Annotated in this window: 19 protein-coding genes and 7 pseudogenes; 7 read left to right on the top strand and 19 right to left on the bottom strand. The window is 37.5% G+C overall.

Translation table 11 applies throughout. The features are described 5' to 3' along the window. Positions 1-230 precede the first annotated feature (230 nt). From ltrA to PLEUR7319_RS35400, 4 genes are all read right to left on the bottom strand, one after another. On the bottom strand, positions 231-1880 hold the full coding sequence (gene ltrA / locus PLEUR7319_RS0114465) for a group II intron reverse transcriptase/maturase (protein ID WP_019505909.1): 1650 nt from the start codon (positions 1878-1880) through the stop codon (positions 231-233). Between the two features lie 298 nt (positions 1881-2178). Then, the gene (locus PLEUR7319_RS0114460; protein WP_019505910.1) at positions 2179-2364 is read right to left on the bottom strand and encodes a hypothetical protein; all 186 of its coding nucleotides are present in this window, start codon (positions 2362-2364) and stop codon (positions 2179-2181) included. Between the two features lie 433 nt (positions 2365-2797). Then, a complete protein-coding gene (locus tag PLEUR7319_RS0114455; RefSeq protein ID WP_019505947.1) occupies positions 2798-4219 on the bottom strand; it encodes an ISKra4 family transposase in 1422 nt (473 codons plus the stop codon). Continuing rightward, on the bottom strand, positions 4216-4878 hold the full coding sequence (locus PLEUR7319_RS35400) for a plasmid pRiA4b ORF-3 family protein (RefSeq protein WP_019505946.1): 663 nt from the start codon (positions 4876-4878) through the stop codon (positions 4216-4218). Before PLEUR7319_RS35400 ends, PLEUR7319_RS0114455 begins: the two co-directional genes overlap by 4 nt. 132 nt (positions 4879-5010) lie before the next feature. Here PLEUR7319_RS35400 and PLEUR7319_RS0114445 point away from each other — a divergent pair, with 132 nt between their 5' ends. Further along, positions 5011-6342, top strand: coding sequence for an IS701 family transposase (locus tag PLEUR7319_RS0114445; RefSeq protein ID WP_019505945.1), 1332 nt, complete (start codon positions 5011-5013; stop codon positions 6340-6342). Positions 6343-6417: 75 nt separating this feature from the next. Here PLEUR7319_RS0114445 and PLEUR7319_RS39440 read toward each other — a convergent pair. Next, positions 6418-7481, bottom strand: a pseudogene (locus PLEUR7319_RS39440) (IS630 family transposase). 56 nt (positions 7482-7537) lie between these two features. Further along, positions 7538-7807 (bottom strand): annotated as a pseudogene (locus PLEUR7319_RS0114430) (reverse transcriptase/maturase family protein); the annotation flags it as partial. 588 nt (positions 7808-8395) lie between these two features. Here PLEUR7319_RS0114430 and PLEUR7319_RS42040 point away from each other — a divergent pair. Beyond that, positions 8396-8830: a helix-turn-helix domain-containing protein gene (locus PLEUR7319_RS42040; protein WP_019505941.1), complete on the top strand. Its 435-nt coding sequence runs from the start codon at positions 8396-8398 to the stop codon at positions 8828-8830. A 52-nt stretch (positions 8831-8882) separates the two neighbouring features. Then, on the top strand, positions 8883-9470 hold the full coding sequence (locus tag PLEUR7319_RS42035) for a transposase (RefSeq protein ID WP_202804235.1): 588 nt from the start codon (positions 8883-8885) through the stop codon (positions 9468-9470). 537 nt (positions 9471-10007) lie between these two features. Here the strand turns inward: PLEUR7319_RS42035 and PLEUR7319_RS0114415 are convergent. The 10 genes and pseudogenes from PLEUR7319_RS0114415 to PLEUR7319_RS42715 all read right to left on the bottom strand — a co-directional run. Beyond that, positions 10008-10628: a 3-isopropylmalate dehydratase small subunit 2 gene (locus PLEUR7319_RS0114415; protein ID WP_019505940.1), complete on the bottom strand. Its 621-nt coding sequence runs from the start codon at positions 10626-10628 to the stop codon at positions 10008-10010. 54 nt (positions 10629-10682) lie between these two features. Further along, a complete protein-coding gene (leuC, locus tag PLEUR7319_RS0114410) occupies positions 10683-12134 on the bottom strand; it encodes a 3-isopropylmalate dehydratase large subunit (protein WP_019505939.1) in 1452 nt (483 codons plus the stop codon). Positions 12135-12430: 296 nt separating this feature from the next. Next, positions 12431-13213, bottom strand: a complete 783-nt coding sequence (locus tag PLEUR7319_RS0114405) for a methyltransferase domain-containing protein (protein ID WP_019505938.1) — start codon at positions 13211-13213, stop codon at positions 12431-12433. Positions 13214-13361: 148 nt separating this feature from the next. Next, on the bottom strand, positions 13362-14399 hold the full coding sequence (locus PLEUR7319_RS35390) for a 2-hydroxyacid dehydrogenase (RefSeq protein WP_019505937.1): 1038 nt from the start codon (positions 14397-14399) through the stop codon (positions 13362-13364). A gap of 3 nt (positions 14400-14402) precedes the next feature. Next, positions 14403-15353, bottom strand: a complete 951-nt coding sequence (locus PLEUR7319_RS0114395) for a D-isomer specific 2-hydroxyacid dehydrogenase family protein (RefSeq protein WP_019505936.1) — start codon at positions 15351-15353, stop codon at positions 14403-14405. Positions 15354-15809: 456 nt separating this feature from the next. Then, positions 15810-16127: pseudogene (locus PLEUR7319_RS43510) on the bottom strand (DDE transposase); the annotation flags it as partial. Positions 16128-16193: 66 nt separating this feature from the next. Next, positions 16194-17003, bottom strand: a complete 810-nt coding sequence (locus tag PLEUR7319_RS0114385; RefSeq protein WP_019505934.1) for an SDR family NAD(P)-dependent oxidoreductase — start codon at positions 17001-17003, stop codon at positions 16194-16196. Between the two features lie 122 nt (positions 17004-17125). Then, complete coding sequence (locus tag PLEUR7319_RS0114380) at positions 17126-17887, bottom strand: SDR family NAD(P)-dependent oxidoreductase (RefSeq protein WP_019505933.1); 762 nt, start codon at positions 17885-17887, stop codon at positions 17126-17128. Positions 17888-17903: 16 nt separating this feature from the next. Then, complete coding sequence (locus PLEUR7319_RS0114375) at positions 17904-19070, bottom strand: enolase C-terminal domain-like protein (RefSeq protein ID WP_019505932.1); 1167 nt, start codon at positions 19068-19070, stop codon at positions 17904-17906. 91 nt (positions 19071-19161) lie between these two features. Further along, positions 19162-19761: pseudogene (locus tag PLEUR7319_RS42715) on the bottom strand (transposase); the annotation flags it as partial. Positions 19762-20333: 572 nt separating this feature from the next. On the opposite strand from PLEUR7319_RS42715, the gene PLEUR7319_RS43125 reads away from it, so the two are divergent. After that, the gene (locus PLEUR7319_RS43125; protein WP_083892479.1) at positions 20334-20612 is read left to right on the top strand and encodes a tyrosine-type recombinase/integrase; all 279 of its coding nucleotides are present in this window, start codon (positions 20334-20336) and stop codon (positions 20610-20612) included. Between the two features lie 153 nt (positions 20613-20765). Here PLEUR7319_RS43125 and PLEUR7319_RS39425 read toward each other — a convergent pair. Then, a pseudogene (locus tag PLEUR7319_RS39425) lies at positions 20766-21542 on the bottom strand (IS1 family transposase). 75 nt (positions 21543-21617) lie between these two features. On the opposite strand from PLEUR7319_RS39425, the pseudogene PLEUR7319_RS42705 reads away from it, so the two are divergent. Next, a pseudogene (locus PLEUR7319_RS42705) lies at positions 21618-22182 on the top strand (IS1 family transposase); the annotation flags it as partial. Positions 22183-22205: 23 nt separating this feature from the next. Here the strand turns inward: PLEUR7319_RS42705 and PLEUR7319_RS40070 are convergent. Then, positions 22206-22998: pseudogene (locus tag PLEUR7319_RS40070) on the bottom strand (IS1 family transposase). A gap of 54 nt (positions 22999-23052) precedes the next feature. Continuing rightward, positions 23053-23340 carry an IS1 family transposase gene (locus tag PLEUR7319_RS40065; protein WP_144054307.1) on the bottom strand — a complete coding sequence of 96 codons (288 nt, stop codon included), beginning with the start codon at positions 23338-23340 and terminating at the stop codon, positions 23053-23055. 523 nt (positions 23341-23863) lie between these two features. Here PLEUR7319_RS40065 and PLEUR7319_RS38135 point away from each other — a divergent pair. Next, the gene (locus PLEUR7319_RS38135; RefSeq protein WP_019505927.1) at positions 23864-24208 is read left to right on the top strand and encodes a hypothetical protein; all 345 of its coding nucleotides are present in this window, start codon (positions 23864-23866) and stop codon (positions 24206-24208) included. After that, positions 24187-24603 (top strand): transposase, encoded by a 417-nt coding sequence (locus PLEUR7319_RS38130; protein ID WP_083892478.1) that lies wholly within the window; start codon positions 24187-24189, stop codon positions 24601-24603. The genes PLEUR7319_RS38135 and PLEUR7319_RS38130 overlap by 22 nt, the downstream gene beginning before the upstream one ends. Positions 24604-24617 lie beyond the last annotated feature (14 nt).

The following is a 24617-nucleotide window of genomic DNA, read 5'->3' as shown; positions in this document are numbered from 1 at the left end:
CGAAATGCTGCGAGAAATGAGCGATAGTGGAGTCCATATTTGTTATTCAGATTATGGCTCTCATTTAAGGCACTTTTCTAGAACCTATTTACCCGTGATATCTCCCTATTAACGCCAGTGTTGCTATCTGCTTTGATTTCAACTGATTGGTCGGGTAAGGTTCAAGAGTTACCTCTCTCTCCTCCCCTAAGAACCGTGCATGAGACTTTCGCACTCACACGGCTCAAGCCTTACTTCAAGCGATTTGTCTTGGATTTTGAGTGTTCCTGTTTGTGACACGGTTTGTGTAGATGCTGAAGGTTTTCAATGTCGTCTTGTCCGCCTTGAGCAACAGGAATTATGTGATGGGTTTCTATTTCCTCTCCATTGAATAATGGTTCGCCACAAATTGGACATTTCCAGTTTTGGTTTTGAGCAATATTGAAGTTTCGCGAGTTGCGTTCCCAATAGCTTTTACCATGTTTTTGGTGGCGTTTTTTCCAATATTCTTTGAGATAGGGGTCATCTGGTGACGCATTTCCTTTAACCTTTATGTGGCGTTCAATGGATGTATATGCAATAGGGTAGAGGACTAAAAGTTTCTCCTTCCTTTCGCGGTTGCTTGTGTTACAAGCAAATGTCCAATTGTTTCCTTTGTAGGTTTTAAAGTAGCGTTCTCTTATCCATCTTTTTCCTTTGTTGGAATGTCTACGTTTAGCCCAACGCCAAAGGTATTGCCATATTCTAGATGAAATATAGCCGAAGGTTTCTTTGCTAACCACTCCTTTGTAATAGTTAGCAAAACCTCGGAGAATTGGATTCAGTTTCCTTATGACTGCCTCTTGTTCTATCCCGTTCATTGCTTTTATTTCTTTGCCAATACGCTTACAAAAGTCGAGGACTTTCTTCTTCGATGGCTTGATTAGCAATTTGCCATTATAGTGGCGGTGGTTGAATCCAAGGAAGTCAAAACCATCTTCCATTGACGTGATAAGCGTCTTCTCCGCGCTAAGTTCGAGTCCTCTATTTGACAACCATTGTTGTATCTGAATTTGGACTGTTTCGAGACTTCCTTTGTCTCTAGCTGTGACGATGACATCATCAGCGTATCTAACCACGCCTAATTTTGGGTTGGTGGTTTTTATGATTGTTTCTAATCCATGCAACCCTATATTGGCTAATAATGGCGAGCAGCTCCCGCCCTGTGGTGTTCCCGTTTCTGTTGGATTGTATTTTCCTTCAAAGATAAATCCAGCTTTTAACCATCCTTTTATTAGATTTCTTTTCGGGAAATTTCCTAATTGTTTTAAAATGGCTTCATGGGCAATGTTGTCAAAGAATCCCTTAATATCAGCTTCTAAAACCCAAGTGTCTCTGCCTTTATGAACTCTGAGAAAGTTTTGTTCAATGGCATCTTGACAGCTTCTTCCGCATCTGAACCCATAGGAATTAGATTCAAACACGGCTTCCCATTCGGGTTCTAGCGAATTAACTATTACTGCCTGTTCGATTCTGTCGCGTACGGTAGGGATGCCGAGCGGTCGTTTCTTACCGTTGGGTTTGAGAATCATTACCCGTTTAGTTGGGCATTGGCTTCCACCTTTCCAGTTGTTTACCAGCTTCACTCGTGCTTCAGGGGTATTGACTATTTCTTTGTCAATTCCTGCCGTTTGTTTACCTTGATTGGTCTGAGTGATTTTCCGTACAGATAGTAATAGGTTTGCGTAGCTTCTTTGCATTAACTTTTGGAGATTTCTCAATTTCCGCCAGTTACCAAGTTTTCTCGCGAGAAAGATTCTTTGACGTAGATTCCTAACCGCTTTGTAGATTTGGCACCAGTTAATCTGACTCCAATCTTCTAGCGGTTTCCGCAGTCCGTTTGTTGTATTTAAGTACGACATCTAACTTGTCCTTGGATTAAGTTTCCTTGTTAAGTTTCTATTCTCATAAGACCCAGAAGAAGTCTGCTATTCCTTTCGGTCATGGGCAAAGTTTGAACTCATATCCCATTTATTACAAATGGGCTTTCGCTTTTTCTTCCATCCTTTACCCTCCAGAAGCTTCTGCTTTCCTTGCGGTTGGCTTACTCAGAGTATTCGACTTTTCTGAGATTCTGTAGGGTTTACCTTGTTGTATCGTCTAGTGTATGTTCTCTTTTAGGTGTTGACTCTTCTGCGATGGGAGTTGTATTCACACGCTTCACCCAAGGACGATTGATGAAGCTACCCATTTACCTTTTTGGTGAGAGCCTGTCAGCCTGATTTGGCTCTTTTGGGAATCACGCAGTTTAAGCATCAATTCATTTTTATTCACCATGAGAGAACTCCTTCTTGCTCCCAGACCACTTTTTAGGCTAGTAGTTAGGGTTACTTTTGTGGTCTGCATTCCACCGTTTTCGTTGCCTACTTGGGTGTGACCACACTCTTTGTAGAGTGTTCTACATGAAGGTAAGGGGTGTGAATCCCTTAAGAGAGTAGGCTCTCCGTTCTATACGACCAGTTCAAGTCGCGCCGTCCTGTTCCCAGCTTCAGCCTGTAAAATTCCGAGTTTACTCACTGTGGGCAGGTAAGGAGTCACTAATCTCCGTAGTGGTGGGACTTTAACCCACATCCTATAGACAGTTCAAGGTACTTGTGGTTTTCTCTCCACCATTCCTTGGATACCTTATGCTCTCTATTTTCTAGAGGATTCGGGTATCAACGAATCGCACGCCCATAAATGATAGTTGGGCATTACTGAATCAGGTACGGAAAATCGACTCCTCACAACTCTCATGATAAAGAACTTGCCCTAAATCGACTCTTTTTGGGTAAGTTTTTTAGCTGACTTCTGGTATGGGTGTTAAATTCTCATACCAATTATCTATGCGTTGACGTAATTCCTGATTGATAACCAGATTTCGGACTTGAAGCAATAAATGTGCGCCCTTGAGACTCCATCGCATCTGCTGTTTTTTGACAAACCGTTTGCTGACCACTTGATTGACCGTTGATTCGACAAAAGACGAAGCAATCCTTTCCCCACAACGATAACGCTCGCCATAATTAGGAATCAAACTGGCATTGTTCTCAATATAAGATTGAAATTCCTCTACCTTTTTCAGTAACTTCAAGGGAGATATTTCTAGATCGGGGTCAAATTCAGCATCTTCGTCTATATCGTCGTAATCTCCATAGCATAAGTCTTCTAGAGACTCTATCTCCTGTAAAGCTTCAAATACATTGCCATGCCAGATATACCATTTGATACTCTCTAGCCTTTTGAGTAATTTTTTGCGCCATTTTGGTTTAATGTCAGGATTTTTAGCCATTTGCTTCATCACCGTTATTCGCATGGTGATGTGAAACCAATCTAATAAATGTTCTGCTTGGGGATTGAGATAAAGCTGAAGCTCTCTAATATTCTCTCCACCATCAGAAAGGAAGGTAACTTGTTGGTTCATCTGCATTCCCTGAGACTTCAGAACCTCAAACAACCTTCGTTTGGGCTTTTGGTCGTAACTAGTCACTCCACCAAAGCATTTGGTATCTCCCGAATCAGTAATGCTTTTTCCCACAATCACTTCAAACCATTCTTTAGCCTTCTTTTTGGGAGAACAGGAATGGATATAGCCTCCATCAATGCCTACAGTAATCGGCAGATCGGGTCGTGGTAGTTTGCTCCATTCCATTTCGCAGCCGTCAGCAAATATATACTCTTCCTCCCCCAGTTCGGCTTCAACTTTTTGAGCAACTTCATGAAGATTATTCCTCACTGAAGCTGCATTGAGTTTGCCTTCCAGGGGCAGAATTTCTTCCAGAAGTTTGACTGTCAATCCATAGGACATTAGAGATGCGAATTTGGATTCTAGATATAATCTTTCGGGTGAGGTTCGCTTTGAAAGTAGAGTAGCTAAAGGGCTAAAACTTTTCTGTTCTCGTTCTCGGCAGTTACAGTGAAATAATCTTGGGCTGTTGAGTTTTAATGTCCCAAATAGGGTGCGATAAGTCAGAGAATGTGTTCCTTTATGTCTTAGTTGGCGATCGCACTTTTTGCATCGAGATTGTGTTTTTTGGTACTGATTTATTTGTTCTTCAACTAGAGTCTGTTGAATGTTTTTGAGTAATTCTTTGGATTCTGCCAAAGCCAACCCTAAATTTGATGGCTGAAGGGGTTCATTTCTTTGCCATTCTCCGACATTAGAGATTTGAGGAGTATTGTTATTTTCTGACTCTATGACCAGTTGTACTGTTACTTTCATCCGATTGTAATTGTTTGATTGAGACAATCTTTCCAAGCTTCATCACCTGTAGCGTACTGACTCAGCAATTTATTTATTTTGGCGCAGTCTGTCTTATCGTTGATTGTCGCCCAATAATGAAGTTCTTTTAATTCTTCTCTATGATTGACGATTTCTTCTATTCCACCTTCTAATATTATTTCTCCCATCCTCACCGCTAATTCAAATCGACTGTGTTGTTGGCGTAGAGAAATAAATCCGATCGCACCACCACAGTTTTCAGGAGGACAATTTCCTTTGCCTGCGGTACATACTGGTAATACTTGTCCGCTTTCTTCGGGTAAGATAGCTTCTACTCTAATTTGATGCTTCCAACTACAATTGAAGTTGTATTCGTAGCTGAATTTTTCTCTTTCTCTGAAACCTAATTTGGATAGTTTGATTTCATGAGCATTACCCATGAGTCCGCCCGTGCCAGGGTAACTGATACCGTAATGTACGCCATGAATCAGGAATTTATGTAGATGTTCCTCTTTCCAACCCATGACAGTCTGGATGATGTAGTGGAGATCTGCAATGGTAATATCACTACTCACTTTGATCCGTCGCCAAATCATCGGACTGATGCCGACTAACACTATTTTTAGCTGATATGTAACGGGCGGGATTAACTCTGGCATGAGTTCATTTTAAGCGATTTCCCCCGCTTTTTTTCGCTTTCCTATATCTGCATCTAATCCCTCTTCTGTCAGACTCCGAAAAAAGAATTATAATTAAATCAATCAGAAGACAAGTAAAAGGTAACCAGAGCAATGGATGTGGAGCTACAGATTCTCAAACATTTGAAACGAGATGCTCGCCCGACAATATCAATCATTGACCAATATTGCTTTGCTTATCATGACCTATTTCCTGAAGTTAGAAGTTACGAATGTTTCAAATATTTACATCAAGGTATTATCTCACCAATTAAAAGGAAGTCATTGCCAGAAATAGCAAAGGTAGTGGGAATATCATCACCCCAATCGTTACATCATTTTATAGCTAACTCGCCTTGGTCAGTAGAAGATTTAAAGCAGAAAAGATTGGAATTGACGATTAAAGCTTTAAAAGAGAAAAAAATTACAGTGATAATTGATGAAACAGGAGATAGAAAGAAAGGAAAAAAAACTGATTATGTTGCCAAACAGTATTTAGGAAGTGTAGGTAAAATAGATAGCGGTATTGTCTCAGTAAACGCTTATGGAGTCTATGAAAATGTTACTTTTCCCTTAATATTTAAAATATTCAAGCCAAAAGGAACACTAAAACCAGAAGATAAGTATAAAACGAAGATTGAACTAGCATCAATAATTATTACAGAATTAGTAGAATTTGGATTCAATATCGAATTAGTATTGGCAGATAGTCTATATGGCGAAGCCAGTAATTTTCTCTCAACTTTGAATAAATACAAATTACCGTGGATTGTCTCCATTAGAAGTAATCACGGAGTCTGGATGCCTAACAATCAAAGAGTAAGAGCTAATAAATGGTGTAAATTTACCAGAACTTTTAGCAATCAAAAATCTGAAAATAGATATATTCGCGAAATCATTTATGGTAAAAGACATCACATAACTTATTGGCAATTAACCACTGATACAGAAACCATGCCAGAGAATTCTACTTCTTTTGTTATGACCAATATTCAAGACACTAAAAGTAAGATGAAAAAGACTCTTGGTAACTTATATGGATTAAGAACATGGGTGGAATATGCTTTTCGACAATGCAAACAAGAACTTGGTTGGACTGATTATCGATTTACTAATTTTGCTGAAATTAATAGATGGTGGGAAATTGTCATGAGTACCTATTTGATGATTAGTTTAAATACCCAAGTTTTCTTATCTTTGAATACATCTGATAGTCAAAATCATCAAACAGAAATCTCAGCTAGTTTTACTACTCATCCACAATGGAATTATCAAACTGGATGGAAGAATGTTTTGAATAATTTTCGTCTTCTGATTCAACCAAGCCTTCTTTTGTGGTTAATTTTTCCTTGGCTAGAGATATTTCCTAATTCTTCTTTATTGCTAGGATTACATAACTTAATTGATAGCATCAATCAATTAACAACACTGCCTCTTTCTGGATAAATCTTCTTATTTCCTACTCTTAAATCTCGGAGTCTGACAGAAGAGGGTTATATCAAGTACGGATGAACAGTTAAATTAAACTGCTCTGGTCATCGGCCACCAATGATAGCAAGTTAATCCCTTGACCAAATCTTGTTGTTTTAACAGTTTTTGACACCGAATCATCAGTAACTCTTCTAGCTCACATAGCGAGCGCGGAGTGTAATTGGCGATAACTTCATTGGTCAATGGCCATAAGCGTTCTGCTGGTTGTAGCTCAGGAGAATGGGCAGGCAGAAAAAATAGATCCAATCCTTCTGGTAATTTTAATTGGTGAGAGATGTGCCAACCAGCTTGGTCTAGCACTAGCAATACTCTCTTGTTACGATTGAGCTGAAATTCACGAGCAAAATCTGCTAGAACTCGATTAAATAATTGAGTATTAGTGTATGGCAGAATCCACCAATAATTTTCTCCCGACTCTGGATGAACAAATCCATAGAGCCAAAGCCATTTATATTGTATTTTGACTCCTGCAGCAGGCTGCTCTCCAACTGCTGTCCAGACACGGCGTAAAACTGGTTGCAATCCTAAGCGATGTTCATCTTCACTCCAGACTTCAATATCTGCCTCTGGGTATTGTGCTTGAAGCAAAGATAATTCACAACTCAGTTTTTTTTCCACTCTTGTTGCTCGACCAAGGAAATTTCCAGATGTTCTGGTCTTGGTACTTTGAGACTATATTCCATTTGCTTGAGGTATTCCCACCCCCTCATTCGACTAACCTTCTTGCCTGTTATTTGACTCATCCATTCAGCAACCTTTCGACCATTCCATAGTCCTCCATCGGCAGCAGGATTGGTCAAAACCTGATGTAATTGTGCTTGCTGTACATCATTGAGCAACGGCTCTTTGCCTCTATTTGAAGCTCGTAAATCTCCCAATCCTTTCTCTCCTTCTTGATTATATCGGTTGATTAATTGATAAATCCAAGTTTGACTATATGCCGTTATTTCTGCTACTTGTTTGGGAGTTTTGCCCGTCGATAGCAACCAAATTACTTGATAATGACTTTTTAGTATTACGTTCTTAGCATTACGATACCTATCTAGTAGCTCCTGCGTACTTAAATCCTGAGTCAGGGAGAGTTTTTTTGGCACTATTTCTCTGTTTGAATGGATGCCATTCTATTTTAATTGATTATCCGTACTTGATATAACACATATTTAGGTTTAGACCTAATTGCTCTAAAAATTGCTTCTATAGCATCGTGTGCGCTTCTTCCTGAACGGAATCCGTAGCTGTTTGGCTCGAATTTTGATTCCCATTCAGGTTCTAGGGCAGCTTTGACTAATGCCTGAGTTGCTCTGTCGCGCATTACAGGTATACCAAGGGGACGTTCCTCATCCTTTTCAGGTTTAGGAATCGAGAGATGCTTTCGGTCAGAAAACGTCTCCAATCGACTTGTTGAATCTATTTTAGACATATTAATTGTTACTTACTCACTTCTTTCCTTTAAACAGTGAGGAGATAAGCATATACCATTTATTACAAATGGTTGTTAGCTTTTTCCTCAATCCTTCGCCTCTAATAACCTCTAGATGTTGAGATTTTGCATCTTAGTTGACTACTTACCCTTTCGACCATTGGGTTAAGAGTTATTAGAGGATTTCCTCGTTCCGAATAATCCGTTGGTTTGAAATCTTTAGGATGTCTCTATGTACCGATCTCTACCTGAGTGTTGACTCTGCTACGGAAAATTTCAGAGTGGTAGTATGAGGCGTTGCCTTTTGGCTACAGCTTATCAGATCTGGTTTAGCTGTTTATAGCTTACGATACTTACGAGGCTTTGAGCGTTCGCTCTATCCTTGAATTTCTTGCTAGAAGCTAACCAGGTCAGACTCCCAGTTAGTACCCCGTTTAACCCCGCTTTACGGATTGAAGACCACTCTCTACCGTAGGGGTTATGCTTTCACATCCAACACCTGATGGGTAAGACTTGATGATAATTTATCTCACTTAAGTAGGTAGGTGCAATTAAATATAAGATAGAAAAGCTGAGTGGCGAAAATAAATGCCCGCACCTTTAAGAGTAAAACTAAGTCAGTTGGAACGAGAAACATTAAGTCAATTGCATCAGGCAAGCTCAGTACCTTATCGAACCCGTAACAGAGCGCAGATGCTAAAGCTGAATGCTCAGGGCATAAATGTTCCAGAGATTGCTCGAATATTTAATTGCCATGAACATACAGTTAGAGCAGCAATTCAACGTTGGAAGGAGCAAGGACTAACAGGATTATGGTCAACTCGCGGAAGAGGGGCAAAAGCGAAGTGGAAAGCAGAAGATCTTGAATATATAAAAGCTTGTTTAGATAAAGGAGAACGAACCTACAACAGCATTCAGTTAGCACGACTTCTAAAAGAGGAAAGAGGCGTAAATCTAAGTAGCGATCGCGTGCGAAAAATTCTCAAAAAAAAGATATCGTTGGAAAAGAACCAGACAAAGTAATCGCAAAAAGCAAAACCAACAACTAAGACAAAGAAAGAAAGCCGACTTAGCTATGCTAAAAACAGCAGCACTTGAAGGAGATATAGACCTAAAATATCTGGATGAAGCAGGTTTCTGTCTGTGGAGTCCTGTAAGTTATACATACAGTTTGGTTGGCAAACAGAAATGTCTCGAACAAAGTCGAAAAAGATACGGTTCAAGAATTAGCATTTTGGGTTTGTGGCAAGTAGAAGAGAGTTTTGAATATGGTCTTGCTCAAGGTGGTTTTAAAGGTAAAAGCTATCTTAAGCTCATGAATTGGATTGCCGAAAAAGCAGATTCTAAACTGCAAAAGACGGGAAAGCTCACTGTTGTAGTTCAAGATAATAGTCCGATACATAGAAGTCAAGAAGTTCGTGACTCTTGGAAGCGTTGGTCAGAACAAGGGTTACTATTATTTTTCTTACCTCCCTATTGTCCTGAACTCAACGAAGTTGAAACACAATGGCGCAGCGCATTCGCGCAGATCGTCGTCTTCAATGCGCGGTTCTCCGAACCGCGCATTGAAGACTCACGAAATTGCAGGACAAATATTCGACAACGAATACGACCTAGCTATGACTGTTATACAGGGTATGGAAAAGCGCAGCGAAAATGGTAACTATCTCTTAGAACGTTTTATATTTAATTCTGCCTAGCTACTTACACGAATTATTCAGTTGTCATGGTTCTGATTTGTACTCATCACCTGATGAGTTTTTCGTGAACCAGGCTAGTACCATCCAGTAGAATGTGCTGGTTTTGTACTAAACGAGTCGCACTCTCCGTTGCTATACAAACACCTAGTTGTAAAAAATATAAAGATTAAATCCAGTCAGGACAAGGGTTAGAGGTTGATATAACCTTTTGATTCACGAATCGTGGTCATACGCTGGATATTATCCACAGCGAGTAGTAAAGACCCAACCTCATAAAGTGGTGAGACGCCGTGTTGCCGACAGGCGGAAGGGAATGCTCACCAAGACAAAATTGTTGATATCTCCCCTATAGCAATTCTAAATGATTTGTGAAAAACTCTCTCTTTTCTTTCCTCTGTGTCCTCCGTTCCTCCGTGGTTTATTTTAAGAGGGTTTTCATGTCTGGTTTAGGATCGCTATATTTCTAGATAAGTTTGGATATTTTATTTTTTGGAGTTCTCTTACATTTTCCATTCGTAAAGATAGGGAAGCTTTTTCCATCTGTCTGCGATAAGCTCGTCAGCAGCTTCTAGTATGCTTAGAGTATTCCAATAACCAGAAACGAAATTTTGCCTTATAGTTTCATTCATGTTCACATCCCAGCAACTATTACTAACTCTTAGAGTCTTTTCTTCAAGATTTACTGAAAAGCGCATAAAAGGATTATTTTTTGCCAACTGCCTAACTTTCAAAGCTATATCACTATCAACTACAACACAGGGCAGCCCTATAACAGAGCAGTTTCCCAAGAAAATTTCTCCAAAACTTTCACCAACAATAACTTCGATTCCTCTCCTCAATAATGCCTGTGCTGCATGCTCTCGAGAAGATCCACAACCGAAATTCTGAGCGACAAACAAAATGTTTGCATTTCTTCTGTCGCTATCATCAAAAGGATGAATATTTCCCTTTATACTTCTATAATATTTTCTATCATCATGAAAGACATTTTCTCCAAGATTATCAAAAGAAAGAGACTTTAAAAATCGAGCAGGAATAATTCGGTCAGTATCAATATCATTTTGAGACAGAACAATACTAGTACCAGTAATTTTAACAATTTTTGGCAATAATGTTTCCATTTGTTTACTGCTGTAAATTTTTACTGAACAAAATAATTGAAATATTCAACTAATTTAATTGAATACTTCACGTGGGTCGGATATTTCACCTGTAACTGCTGCTGCCGCTACCATAAGAGGAGACATAACTGCGGTTCTTCCTCTTGGAGAACCTTGCCTACCTTTAAAATTACGATTGGACGATGAAGCGCAAAATTGATTTCCAGTAAGTCTATCAGAATTCATCGCTAGGCACATTGAACAACCTGGTAGTCTGAATTCAAAACCTGCTTTAATAAAAACTTTATCTATTCCTAACTTTATAAGTTCATCACGAACTGAGTAAGAACCAGGAACAGCAAGCGCAACAATTCCTGGCTTAACCTTCAAACCGCTTTTTTCGAGAATCTCTGCAACTTCAATAAAGTCGCTAGTTCTACCATTTGTGCATGAACCAATAAATGCCACATCAACTTTAGTTTTTATTAGAGTCTGACCTTCTTTAAGACCCATGTATTGCAGAGCATCATCATGAGCATCCTGATATTCGAAAGAACAATCTTTTTTTGATGGAATAAAACCATCAACTGGGATAGATTGACCAAGATTTATTCCCCAAGTAACCATTGGAGCAATCTTTGCTGCATCTATCTTTATTTCATCATCATAAATAGCGTTTTTATCAGATACTAAACTACTCCACCATTTTACCGCGGTGTCCCATTTTTCTCCCAAAGGAGAAAAATGTCGTCCCTTTAAATAAGCAAAAGTTGTACTATCAGGATTCACATATCCACACCTTGCACCTGCTTCAACAGCCATATTACAAATAGTCATTCTTTGATCCATTGACATTTTGTTAATTAATGAACCTGCAAACTCGTATACGTATCCGACTCCTGCCTTCGGACCAGTAACGTTGATTAAATGAAGAATAACATCTTTAGCAGTAACAAAAGATGCTAACTTACCTTCAATTACAATTCTTCTTACCTTTAGCCTGTTCATTATAATAGTTTGGGTAGCTAAAACATCACGAATCTGTGAAGTGCCAATTCCTAGAGCCAAAGCCCCAAAAGCTCCGTGAGTTGAAGTGTGAGAATCACCACAAACTATTGTCATACCAGGTTGGGTTATACCTAATTCAGGTCCAATAACGTGGACAATACCATTTTTTTTATCGTTTGTCGAAAAAAACTTAATATTAAACTCTTTTGTATTTTTTTCTAGTTCTGAATACATAGCTTCAGCAATGGATTCAGAATATGGACGATTTTTAGAGTTTGTTGGAATTACATGATCTACCGTCGCAATAGTCAATCTTGGAAAGGCGACAGCTTTTTTTAATTCGCGGAGCATTGAGAAAGCTTGTGGACTAGTAGCTTCGTGAATAAAATGCATTCCAACAAACATCTGAAAAACATCATCACCAAGAGGTCTTACAATATGCATGTCAAAAACTTTATCGTAAAGAGTTTTTGCTTTATCAGATTTTTCTTCCCAATGCTTATTAATGCTTGATTTCATTACAGTCAGAAGATTATATTAAAATTATGGTAATTGTAACTTAGAAAATATAGCAAAAGTTTAAGAAAAACATAGAAATTCTCCAATAATAATTTTGATTATTGCTGCATAGATGAAATTATTTTTATACATATTTTGTTTAGTAACCTTGAGATCTAACTGACCTATAAAACATAAGTAAAAAAGTATTAAGGCGATCTTTTAAAAAAGACTTAAACAGTTGAGGAAAGAGCCTACGTACAAAGATTACACGCTACTAATAATTTTAGAATAAAGCCTCCTTCGTTTGAAATCACTCAAACCTTGAAAGCGTCAACTTCTAATCTAATCATTGAGACATGAGTTAGTCTTTCAAAATCTAAGGGATATTTTGCTAAATATAAATCTACGAACTGAGTAATAAAATTTTCGCGTTTATCTTCAGGCACGCGCTCAGTCAATGGCATCCAAGTCGTGCGTATCCATCCTGCTAATCCATTTTTTCCCTCGTGGGTCATATCTTTCGGTATTAATTGAAGCCGTTCAACTGTAAAGCCAGATTGTTGTAGCCATGCTTTATAATTCTGAATTCCATAAAAAAAATAGGGATTATAAAAATTATCAAAATACATGCTCCAAGTCTTAGAAGTCATAAGCTCAGCAAAAACTTGTAAAATTTCTGAAGCATTTCCTTCTCCGCCGCAAGAAATAATTAGTCTTCCTCTGTCGCGTAGGGCTAAATTAGCTCTTTTAAGAAATACTTGGTGGTTTTCTATCCAATGTAATGTAGCATTAGAAAAAATCAAATCAAATTCTCGATCAAAATCAATAGAACATGCATCTACACAAGAAAACGAAAGATTGGGATATTGGCTTGCTGGATATTTTTCTACAGCGTAAGAAATCATTGCAGGAGAGTTATCAATACCTAAAACTTTACTCGATGGATAATTGACTGCAAAATCTGCAGTGATTTTTCCATCACCACAACCAACATCCAAGATTGATTCATTGTTTTGTAGCTCGATATTTTTTGTTAGTCCTTGGGCCCATCTTAATTGAGCACCAGAATTTTTAGCGTAGTCATCTGGATTCCACATATACCTTCATATACCCTATTTTCAATGCAATTACTATAACCTTACTTTGATAACTAATAATTTTTAAATCAGAGAGCAGCAAAACCACACCTCGAAAAAACGCTAGAAAACCCCATACTTAAAAAGTTAAGTTTATCCTCCATTTAGCTTAGAAATCAGAAGCATTCTGTAAACCAAAAACCTTACAATTTGAAATGACACTAGGATTACAAATATATTTAGGAAGTCTTCCTTCTATAATTGAAACTGTATTTTCAACTGCCGCGGGAACAAGAGAGTCAAATAACTCACGAGTATGACCTATCATATGCTGAGTAAGTATTACATTTTCTAACTGGCGTAGAGGGTGATCAATTGGAAGAGGTTCTGTTGCAAAAACATCAATTGCTGCACCTGCTAAAATTTTACTCTCCAGAGCTTTATACAGTGCATCTTCATTAACAATTTTGCCACGAGCAGTATTAACTAAAAAGGATCCTGGTTTCATGAGGGACAAAAGATTCCAATCAACAGAATTTTCTGTTTGTTCAGTCAAAGGGACATTAATGCTAATTATATCACTTTCACAAAAAAGTTCCTCAAGTGATACAAATTTGACATTTGACCATTCTTCATGTTTTGGTGTGCGGGTACAGGAAAAAATTTCAACCTTCCAGCCAGAAAGACGTTTTACAGTCTCTTGCGCTATGCGACCAAATCCGAAAAAACCTACTTTTTTACCTGCAAGCATACGACTCGAAAATTGGTTGCTGGATGGACGAGGAATATTTTCTTGAAATAAATTTAACTTCCAAGGTAATCTTAAAAACAGAGAAGATATTAACATTACTGTAGCCTCAGCCATACATTCAACATTTTCAGAAGTTGCTCCATTTGCAATAATAATGCCAAGTTCAGTTGCCGCTTTGATATCACATGAATTTATACCTATTGTAGGAAACACTATGCCACGTAGCCGCTTAAATGACGATAAAATTTCGCTATCGAGAGTAATTCTAGAACTGATTAAAAGAATATCAGTATCTTCGTAAAAAGCTTCCCACAGCTCTATTTTTGTTTTTTTTTGAATTGATGATGGCTGTACATCACCGCGAACAACTTCATATCCTCTCTTTTTTAAAGAATGCGCAACTTCTGCTAGGACATCATCTAAAACGCTATCATGACCAATAAAAATTTTGGGCATTGTTTAAACTACCTGCCTTACTTTATCTGATAAATTTTCGAACACAAAATCAACAGCAGCTTGAATAAACTTTGAAACAGATTTTTCGCTTCTCCAAGCCGTATGAGCTGTAGGCATAACGCGATCACTACTACGTAAAATATCATTTTTGTCTAGTGGTTCTAGTTGGAAAACATCCAACGCTACCTTTGAAATTCGATTGCCAGAAATCATACTTCTCAAATAAGACATATCTACAAGTTCTGCTCTAGCAGCATTAATTAAAAATGCATCCTTTTTGAGTAGGCTAAGACGAGACGAATTTAAAATTTCATGAGTATTTTTATTTAGGCGTAAATGTAGGCAGACTATATCGCTTTCGCTTAATAATAAATCAAGCTCAGCAAAAGAAATTTTTTCTGGTAATTTAGAAAATTTTGAAAGAGAAGGCGACCAAACTAAAATTTTTTTGACTTTAAAAGCTTTTGCTAATAGCGCAACTTTCCGCCCAATACGCCCAAATCCTATAATACCAAGTGTGCATTCTGCGAAATCTTGACGAAAAATACAAGGCCATTCTCCATTTCTGAGAGGTAAGACATTTTGATCATATTGATGACAAAGCGACAGTATTTGAAATAAAGTAAATTCTGCAACCGAATCTACGGCTAAACCTGGTGTATCAAAAACTGGAATTTTCAAATATTTGGCAGCCTTAATGTCCACGCTCTTTCCCACTGGACCCGCAACTACTATGCGCTGAGGAGGATTAATGCCTTTCAAAGAAGAGGCGCAAATAGGTGTTGCATTAAAAAATTGTATTACTGTATCCATATCAGCAATTCGAGATCTTTTTTCTTTATTACTTTTTGGTGGATTCACATATATATAATGGCCCGAATAGGGAGCAGTTAATTCAACAAATTTACGTGTTATAAGTTCATGTTCACAGCTGAAAACAGAAATTTTTGCCATTATTTTTAATTAATATTACTATTTGATATATAACGTGAATTAGATTTGATAAGTCGATATAAACTGAAAAATTTGATCATCAATTATAAATTAATAGTGAAGAAGAAGAAAGGTATTAGGTAGCTCCACTTAATAAAATATTGAACGTTCGACTAGATAGTTCCCTTGTTTACCTCGGTTTTCGATTTCACCAATAATAGAGAGAGCTAAATCATACTTATTCTCAAAAGCGCGACCATCTAACTTTTGACGTTTAATATGTAACCATTCAGTACACTGAATATTATGAAAACTCTTTTAAGTAAGCCTTTATATGCATGTTTTCATAGATATTACGATCAATAATTACCTTCGAGATACTTTCAACAGCTCAGCTTTTATCAAAAATTCGATCTTAGGCAAGAGTACTCTTTTAGAAGTCGCTAGCATGACTAATTTATAGAGCTCATTTAGAATCTATGAAAATGCCAATCTTTTAATCAAAAGTCTTAAAAAGCAAAGATGAATTTTGGTATTGGAATGATCTAAATTTCGCTCAAAATTTTTGATCATGCTTTTACATCTATCCATCCAAGCGTTAGTTCTTTCAATTACCTATCTAGCTTTAATAGGAACAAATCCTGATTTACCCTCAGCTTGTTTCTGAGACTTTGATGGCTTGGGAGATATTTGAAAACGGATTTTCAGCATAATACCTGGATAAAATTTCTCTAACTCCTTTTGAAGTTTGTCTGGATGGTAACCATTATCAAGAAGAATGGTTATTTTGGATATGCTAGTCCTAGTTTCTACAAACGTCAATTAAATTGACTTTAATCTAGTAAGTAAATCGAGAAAAAACTAACTGTTGAATGTTGTATTTGCTGCTTTTCCCGCAAGTACACCTCCATCTACGACTATTTCCTGACCAGTTACATAACTGCTGTTTGAACTTAATAACCATAAAGCAGCATGGGCTATTTCTTCTGGTTGTCCTAATCTTCCTAAAGGAGCCCGATTAGCTCGAATCGCCAGTTCATTTTGAGTTGTATAAATAGATTTCAACATTGGTGTCTCTGTCGATCCTGGACTTACTACATTTACTCTAATTCCTTGCCTGGAATACTGTAGCGCTGCGGATTTAGACATACCTACTATTGCATGTTTGCTAGCCGAATAAACCGCACTGCCAGAATGTCCTAAATGAGCAGCGACAGAGGCACAGTTTACTATTACTCCCTCTTTACTAGTTAATAGTACTTTAATTTGATATTTCATGCATAGTAGAGTGCCAAGTACATTAGTTGCTAGTACAGCATCAATATTTTTTCTACATTCTTGATGAAGTGGTCTAAAATCTCCAAAGATTCCAGCGTTGTTAAATGAACCATCTAATTTACCAAATTTTTCAATCGTCAAATCAACTGCTCTTTTAATATTTTCCTCTTTAGTAATATCAGTCTCAATTACTAAATAATGCTCTTCGGGAAAATTTTTGCAGGTTTTCTTAAGAGTAGCTTTTGTTCTTCCAATAAGCGAGACAAATGCTCCATAACTCAGCAGCAATTGAGTGACCGCAGCACCAATACCGCTTCCTGCGCCTGATACCATAAATACTTTCTCATAAAAATCACTTTCGATATTTTTTTTATTTGAGCTTGTTATTTTCATTTTGCTTTCTTCACTCGCAATTCGTATTCTTTGACTAACAATTACTTAATTACTCTACTTATTGATTTGAAATATGACTCGATTTTAACTTATCTGTTATATGCTAGTTTTAATAATTAGCATTACATAAAAAGTCCGCCATTAATATCAAAGATTGCTCCAGTTGTATATCCGCTTTCTTCGCCAGCCAAATAAATTACTATACTAGCTGCCTCTACTACAAATCCAAGACGTTTTACAGGTATTTTTTCAAGGATCTCTTTTTGTTTACGTACATCATAGTTTTGCCAAACTTTCATAATACGATCGGTCATAATAGGGCCATGAGCAACACAATTAACTGTTATTCCAGAAGAAGCAAGTTCATATGCGCATTGCTTCGTATAACCTATTACAGCTGCCTTAGAGCTAACATATGCAGCGTTACTAAAATGTGTGTATGTTCGACCTGCAATAGATGCAAAATTTATAATACGCCCCCAACCCTTCAATTTCATATGCTTTGCTGTCAATCGAACTAACACAGGAATATATAGAAAGTTATTGGTGAAAGATTCATGGTAATCTTGTGTTTTCAAATCTTCTACTGAAATATGTTTGGTATCACCGCCAACTCCATTGATTAATATATCTGGATATAGTTCTTCTGGTATTTCAGAGATCATATCCTCTAGCCGATCAACCTGCGATACGTCAACACATATTGGAGCTATAGCAAGATTATCACTTACTAAATCACAAATATTATCGAGTGCTTCCGCATTTTTATCTATCAGGATTAACCTCATTCCCTTCTCGGCAAGTTGCTGTGCTATTTCTGCACAAATACCGCTGCCACAACCTGAAATAAGGGCTATACGTTCGTTGTGTGAATGTTTTTGCATATGTTTATCGATGTAATCAGATTGACATATCCGCTATTTTTTTCAGTCGAGCTAAAAGATAAGGTGAAGGACGCAAACCCAAATCTATATTTGGTAAATATTCTATTGCTGATTTTTTTCTATCGATTTTAAAAGGTGGTTCAGTCAATGCCTTAGAAAACCATTCATCTTGTTTTCCTGCTTCAATGGTTATATAATCGTCTAGTGCAAATGCTACTGCACGACTAGCTGCCCATAGAGGACCAATCTCACCAACATGAACTCCAAGTTGATACTTTAATCCAACCTGTCGAATTCGTCTAATAAGTTTAACAGAGGCAGTAATACCTCCGCACTTAGAAATACGAACATTCATCAAGTCACAAGAGCCATATTTAACAGCTCTATGAATATCTTTTTCATTTGCAAAAGATTCATCAAGCATAATTTGAAAATTATGCTTTGCTCTTAATTTTGCAAGCTGGCTCCATTTTTTTGGTCGTATAGGTTCTTCAATCCATGAAACTAAATCAAGATCTTTTGCAAAATCTTCTATCTCTGGAATATTCCAGACTCCATTGACATCAATGCTAACATATGTGTGTGGGTAAAGAAGTGATTTTACCTCTTTAAGCGTCAAGACACTGCTTTCAATGCACCTATGAGCTTTGATTTTTACGCAGTGTAACTGCTTTAATGTTTCAGAACTTAGAGAACTAAGAACTGTTTTTGCGCTTACTGAAAGATCTATCACAAAAGAAACAGGAATTTGCTGCTGTATAGGATGATTTCTTTTGAACAGAAATAAATTTAGGAAATCGCTTATTCGACGAGAGTGCATTTTACACAGCATATCAATACAGGCAATTTCAACAGCAGCAGCGGCAGCAGGTGAAAAAAACTTCTTGTTAATTAGATGAAGCCAATTTTGCTCGAAAATATCTTTTCCCCCTTCTTCAAATTTGTTCCACCTAATTATTGAATTGAGATATTTGAAGTCAAAACATTTTAGTGTATTAATAGCCGTATTTAAAGTTTCTCCTGAAACATAAGATCGTGGAGCTCCTTCACCCCAACCCTTTGTTCCTTCACTGCTAGTAATTTCTACAATTATACTATCAGTTAATTTTCGCTTTTTAGTAGAATGATTAAACGCTTTTTGCATTGGAATAGAAGCAGAAAAAATTTCTACAAATTTGATCATAATAATCTGAAGTAGGCATTAGTGAATGCATAATATTATCGGTACGTAAACAAAAATAAAACCTAAATAAAACATAATCCCCTATTTAAATTTTATTAATTAATTCTAAGGCTAAGGTTGATTTTTTCTTAAAATATGCGGTTTTTTTTCCTTCGGATAATGAATTGCTATATTGATATAATTCAATGTTTAAATATAAGCTTTTTTTGCCATCATATAGATAAGTTGTCACCACAACATTGCCATTATCGGTTTTCCTAGTTTCCCCGATATACTGTTGTCCCACACCTGCGGTAAAGTGAGCACTTTACCGATAACCAGAATTATCAATAATTAGGCTAAAGCCTCTACTTATTCTTGTTTGGTTACATTTATTCATCACCTCTAGACGACGCTCATTTATCCCTGGTGCTGACCAAGCTGCTTCGGTTAAGAAATGGTATTATAATTTGAGGTAAGTAACTTTTACCGCATCCTCAACCATTTAAAATATAATTCTTCGCTCATTTTATCCCAATAATCTCCCTATATAGTGTTTAAATCATGCGTCAACTCGGATTGAAATCCGAGTTGACGCAGCACGGTGCATTCCGCACTCTCTTTTCTGTACTTTAATTATCAATAAATCATCGAATTTTTGACACCACCTATTGAAGCGGGCAGGCATAGCCGCGGGAGTACTTTTCTTCACAGCTCGCGAGCACTATACTTGATAATGTTAAACTCAATCAACAACAGTATTTTACCTTATTCTAGCTGTTAAAATTGTCTAAATACCGTTAAGCGTCTTGACGCCGTACTATAATCGGAAACAGGTAACTCAATATTCACCAATTGCAATACTGATTTCACCAATCCTTATATTACCAATTTTCGTCGGAAATAAAAAGGATAAATTCTAGATTTGAGCTATAGTAAATCATCCGAAAAAGGTAATTATACTTTGGAATGAGAGCGATTGCCGTTATGAATCTTTTAAACCGATTTGTCAAATTATAAAATGTTGGCATAGTTTTTGGTATGCTAGTGACGGATATAAATTTACTCCTATTATACATTAAACTCGTTGCGAAAGATAATGTGTAGATGTGGAAGCAATAATTACAGCAAAATGATAATGCTGAACATTAACAGAATACTCCAAAAAGACAAATTATTAATAGCAACAAGACTTAACCAGAAAACATTTGAGGAATTGTTGCTGAAGTTTGAATTAGTTTGTTTATCTAGCATGAAAGAAAAAGAAAAAGAAAAAGAGGAGCAGTGCGTAAAGCTCAATTAAAAACCACAAAAGCGGAATTATCTTTGAGCGTTCCTCTCCATATACTGCGCCATGCTTGTGGATTTTATCTGGTGAGTAGAGGATGTGACACTAGGGCTATACAAGCATATCTTTGTCATCACCATATTCAACATACTGTCCGCTATACGGAATTGCCTTCTAAACGATTTCAAGATTTTGGCTGGATTGATTGGGGTAGAGATAGCCCGTGGAAAATCTGTCGCGATTTTTATCTCCCCCGCTTTTTTCCGCTTTCCTAGTGAGATAGATTCATGAAAATACTTGTCTGAGATGCTACTTAGCTTGATTACATCGCAGAAGTCTTTCTTATTGCTTCAAATTTTTGGCGTTGCACAATAAATGGCGTTGCATCCCTACGGGATGATCTGATAAAAAGAGAGGGCATTGCTGAATTAGGGGAGGAATCGATAAGGAATAGGCACATCCTCAAACTTTAAGTAATGAATCAGTAATCTAATTGAATGCTTTAACATTTCTAGAGACTTTGAGTAACAAAGAGTTTTACGATGTAACCTAGCAATCGACATACGTCGATTCGACAGCTTCGCTGGCGGTGCGCTCCAGCGCACAGTGTCTGAGTCGAGTATTTTCTCCCTCAACACGAGTCATATATGTTTTGCAGACAATTTGGTCTCCGTCAGGAATAAAGCCAGGATATACTTTCCATCCATCCGTGACATAAAAGTAGCATTGCCATCTTTCAACGATTTTCCACAGTGGTTTAAATGTTTCGCAGCTGCGGTCTCCCAAAACCCACCCTAGAATACATGGTTTGAAATGGTCTACTGCTGTCCAGAGCCATATTTTGTTTTTTTTCTGCCGAGAAAGGTTTCAAGCTCATCAAGTTCACCCACTTGTGGAGTAACTTCTGGGTCATAAGCATCTGGAAGCAATTCTCCTACTTGCTTTATCCAATTTATGACAGTTGTATGGTGAACTCCTGTAACTCTTTCTATGCCTCTAAATCCCATACCATTGAGGTACATTTTAAGACAAGTTTTTCTAATTTCATCGCTGTAACCACGATGATTGCTGGGATTTTCGACAAATTGGTGATTGGCGAAGCCAGTGCGCGAAGCGCAATCGCAATCTACACAGATATGATTCTGCTTTCCTCGGCGATGACCGTTCTTACGAATATGCTCCGATTTGCACTCAGGACATTTCATTTGTTTTGCTTCTAATCAATCACTTTATTTTAATTCTCTGATTCATCCCTTATTTATGCAACGCCAAAGAGATATATGAAATGTCCCAACTGTCAGTCAGATAAAATCCGAAAGAATGGTCATCGCCGAGGAAAACAGAATTATCATTGCAAAAAATGCAATCGCCAATTTATCGAACAATATACAAAGCGAGGATACTCAATCGAAGTCAAAGAAAACTGCCTGAAAATGTATGTTAATGGATTAGGGTTCAGAGCCATAGAGAGAATTACAGGAGTTAATCACAATACTGTAATTAGATGGGTTAGAAAAAGTTCACTTGCTTTGTCAAATGCCCCGCAATTAGAGGAAATACCCGAAATTACCGAAATAGACGAACTTCAAACATATGTTAGTCAAAAAAAACAAAATTTGGTTGTGGACAACCGTTAATCACTGGAAACCAGGCATTCTAGCTTGGGTATTAGGCGATCGCTCTGCTCAAACATTTAAACCACTGTGGAAGAAAATTCGAGGATGGAAATCTTTTTGGTATGTGACCGACGGTTGGCTTGTCTATCCTTGTTTTATTAACGACTATGACCATTTGGTTTTGAAAACTTACATGACTAGGGTAGAAAGTGAAAATACTCGTTTAAGGGGTGTTGCACAATAAATGTATGATTAGCAAAAAATAGGAATAGTCCAATGTTTGAGATAGTAGCTTAGAAGTCGAAGGGAGGCTTCTAACATTTCTATTGATTTTGAATAACAGAATGTCTTGCGGTGCAAAGCGGACGCTATCGCGTCCAGTGCCGTCTTCCAGACGGTCAGGGGCTTAAGCCCCGCCTAAGTAATGGCGTAAACGTGAATTTTCGCCCTCGACCTGCGGAAGGCAGGCGGACGGCGCACAGCTTGAATTGAATTCAAGCTTGCGTACCGCTCTTGTCATTGCTGTTTTGCTGACAAGATGATCGCAGTCATTTATGAAACAAGGGTAAACTTTCCATCCATCCGTAATATACAAAAAGCATTCCCAGCCTCGAACTACCGACCATAGCTTACTAAAAGTTAACTGAGAGCGATAGCCCATAGTCCATTTTAAGACTCCTGCTTGATGGAAGTTCACTGCTGTCCAGAGCCAAATTTTGTTTTTTTTGAACCTACAAAAGTCTGTAATTCATCTAGCTGTGCTGTCTCAGGGATCTCATAGTTTTCATCTGGAATCTGCGATGTTACGCCTCCAACCCAATTAATTACTGTATTGTGGCAAACTCAAATACGAGCGTTCTATTTCTCTGAAACCCATACCGTTGCAGCACAAGGTCAAACAATGTTCTTTTACTTCCTGTGAGTAACCTCTTTGGTCATAAACATCAATAAACTGACGATTACAATCCCGACAAAGGTAATTCTGTTTATCTTTTTTTCGACCGTTTTTGACTATTCTCTGTGATTTACATCGAGGACATTGCATAGTTAATAGTGTTTATCATATTTTAACTGTGCAACGCCAAAAATACGTTTCTGGTTAGCGATCGCACTTTGAGAAAATCATACCTTCATTCACCAACGCCATAAAGCAAGGATAAACTTTCCATCCATCCGTAATGTATAAAAAGCATTGCCAACTTCGAACGACTCCCCACAATACTGAAGTTGATTGTGAGCGGTCGCGGGCGACCCACTTTAAAACACCCGCTTGATGAGAATTTACTACCGTCCAAAGCCATACCTGTTTTTTTTGAACCGACAAAAGCCTCTGGCTTTTCCAGAGCTTTCGCTCTGGGAACATCTCCGATGTTCGTTTGCAATTCATCTAACTGTGCTGTTTCTGGTATTTCACAATTTTCATCAGATATTCGAGATGAAGCTTCTTTAACCCAGTTTATAACTATGTTATGACAGACCCCCTTTGAGCGTTCAATTCCTCGAAAATTTATACCATTACAGTAAAAGGTTAAGCAATGCTCCTTTACTTCTGGCGAATAACCTCTTTGACCATAGACATCAAGAAACTGACGGTTGCAATCGCGACAAAGGTAGTTTTGCTTATTTTTTCGCCGATTTACATTTGGGACATTCCATGACTAATAGCGTTCATCATATTTTAACTGTGCAACGCCAAATTTTTTTACTGAATTATTATCTCCGCTTACTGCTTCATTATTATAAAATTGATGCACTCAATTTCTGTTCAAAACATTACGCATTCACCAACGATAATAATTCAGTACCCTTCAAGAACACAAAATTAGAAATTTTCTAATTTTTCGCAAATATTTACAAAATATGCTCTACAGTTGTAGATAAAATGGGAGAAGAACTTAACGCAAAAATTAATGGGACAAGAAACTCTCAACTTATTTCCCAACGAGCAAGCATTAGAAGCTATTTGTCAATGGAGCAATAGTCTTAAGTTACTGCAACAACGTTTGGGCAAATATTATAAGCGTTCGGAAGCTAGGGTTGCAGCATTTGATTATATTCAAGTTTTACTCTCTCCAGTGGAACGAAAAAATGGCTGGCAGATGTCAGAACAAGTAGGAGATGAAAATCCCTATCGATTTCAGAATCTTTTGGGAAGAGCTTCGTGGGAAGAAGAAAAACTCTGTGCCGAAGTCAGAGCTTATGCAGTAGAACATCTTGATGATGGAGCAGGAATATTAGCAAAGAAGCGAAACTAGCTTTCTCAAAAAAGGACAAGAATCGCTGCTGTGTTGCCAGGCAATATTGTGGACTAACGGGTCAAATTGAAAATTGTCAAGTGGGAGTATTCATGGCTTATCTGAGTTCAAGAGGGCAAGCCTTAATAGATCGCCGTCTTTATTTACCAAAATCTTGGAGTAGTTCGCCAGAAAAACGGCAAAAAGCAAAGATTACTCAAAAAACCAAGTTTGCCACCAAAACAGGATTAGCTAAAGAAATGTTGCAATCTGCTTTTAAAAAAGGATTACGACCAAGTGCCTACGGCAATTGGTTTGTCGCTGATGAAGTCTACAGTCGAGATGGTTTATTTTGGTATTGGTTGGAGCAAACTTTCCAACAATCCTATGTTTTACAGCAGTTTTCAGTTGGATAAACCCAATTAAGTGA

The organism is Pleurocapsa sp. PCC 7319 (genome assembly GCF_000332195.1).
Taxonomy (GTDB): Bacteria; Cyanobacteriota; Cyanobacteriia; order Cyanobacteriales; family Xenococcaceae; genus Waterburya.
Note: the sequence above shows the minus strand (reverse complement) of the source record. Positions and strands in the feature narration are given on the sequence as shown.

What these genes read in the sequence shown, in the direction of transcription:
- PLEUR7319_RS40065 (WP_144054307.1), bottom strand. Translation starts at nt 23,340, where the DNA reads ATGAATTGCAAACGAACATCGGAGATGTTCCCAGAGCGAAAGCTCTGG.
- PLEUR7319_RS0114405 (WP_019505938.1), bottom strand. Translation starts at nt 13,213, where the DNA reads ATGTGGAATCCAGATGACTACGCTAAAAATTCTGGTGCTCAATTAAGA.
- PLEUR7319_RS0114395 (WP_019505936.1), bottom strand. Translation starts at nt 15,353, where the DNA reads ATGGCAAAAATTTCTGTTTTCAGCTGTGAACATGAACTTATAACACGT.
- PLEUR7319_RS0114385 (WP_019505934.1), bottom strand. Translation starts at nt 17,003, where the DNA reads ATGAAAATAACAAGCTCAAATAAAAAAAATATCGAAAGTGATTTTTAT.
- PLEUR7319_RS0114445 (WP_019505945.1), top strand. Translation starts at nt 5,011, where the DNA reads ATGGATGTGGAGCTACAGATTCTCAAACATTTGAAACGAGATGCTCGC.
- PLEUR7319_RS0114380 (WP_019505933.1), bottom strand. Translation starts at nt 17,887, where the DNA reads ATGCAAAAACATTCACACAACGAACGTATAGCCCTTATTTCAGGTTGT.
- PLEUR7319_RS0114455 (WP_019505947.1), bottom strand. Translation starts at nt 4,219, where the DNA reads ATGAAAGTAACAGTACAACTGGTCATAGAGTCAGAAAATAACAATACT.
- PLEUR7319_RS42035 (WP_202804235.1), top strand. Translation starts at nt 8,883, where the DNA reads ATGCTAAAAACAGCAGCACTTGAAGGAGATATAGACCTAAAATATCTG.
- PLEUR7319_RS35400 (WP_019505946.1), bottom strand. Translation starts at nt 4,878, where the DNA reads ATGCCAGAGTTAATCCCGCCCGTTACATATCAGCTAAAAATAGTGTTA.
- leuC (WP_019505939.1), bottom strand. Translation starts at nt 12,134, where the DNA reads ATGAAATCAAGCATTAATAAGCATTGGGAAGAAAAATCTGATAAAGCA.
- PLEUR7319_RS38135 (WP_019505927.1), top strand. Translation starts at nt 23,864, where the DNA reads ATGGGACAAGAAACTCTCAACTTATTTCCCAACGAGCAAGCATTAGAA.
- PLEUR7319_RS0114375 (WP_019505932.1), bottom strand. Translation starts at nt 19,070, where the DNA reads ATGATCAAATTTGTAGAAATTTTTTCTGCTTCTATTCCAATGCAAAAA.
- PLEUR7319_RS0114415 (WP_019505940.1), bottom strand. Translation starts at nt 10,628, where the DNA reads ATGGAAACATTATTGCCAAAAATTGTTAAAATTACTGGTACTAGTATT.
- ltrA (WP_019505909.1), bottom strand. Translation starts at nt 1,880, where the DNA reads ATGTCGTACTTAAATACAACAAACGGACTGCGGAAACCGCTAGAAGAT.
- PLEUR7319_RS0114460 (WP_019505910.1), bottom strand. Translation starts at nt 2,364, where the DNA reads ATGCAGACCACAAAAGTAACCCTAACTACTAGCCTAAAAAGTGGTCTG.
- PLEUR7319_RS42040 (WP_019505941.1), top strand. Translation starts at nt 8,396, where the DNA reads ATGCCCGCACCTTTAAGAGTAAAACTAAGTCAGTTGGAACGAGAAACA.
- PLEUR7319_RS35390 (WP_019505937.1), bottom strand. Translation starts at nt 14,399, where the DNA reads ATGCCCAAAATTTTTATTGGTCATGATAGCGTTTTAGATGATGTCCTA.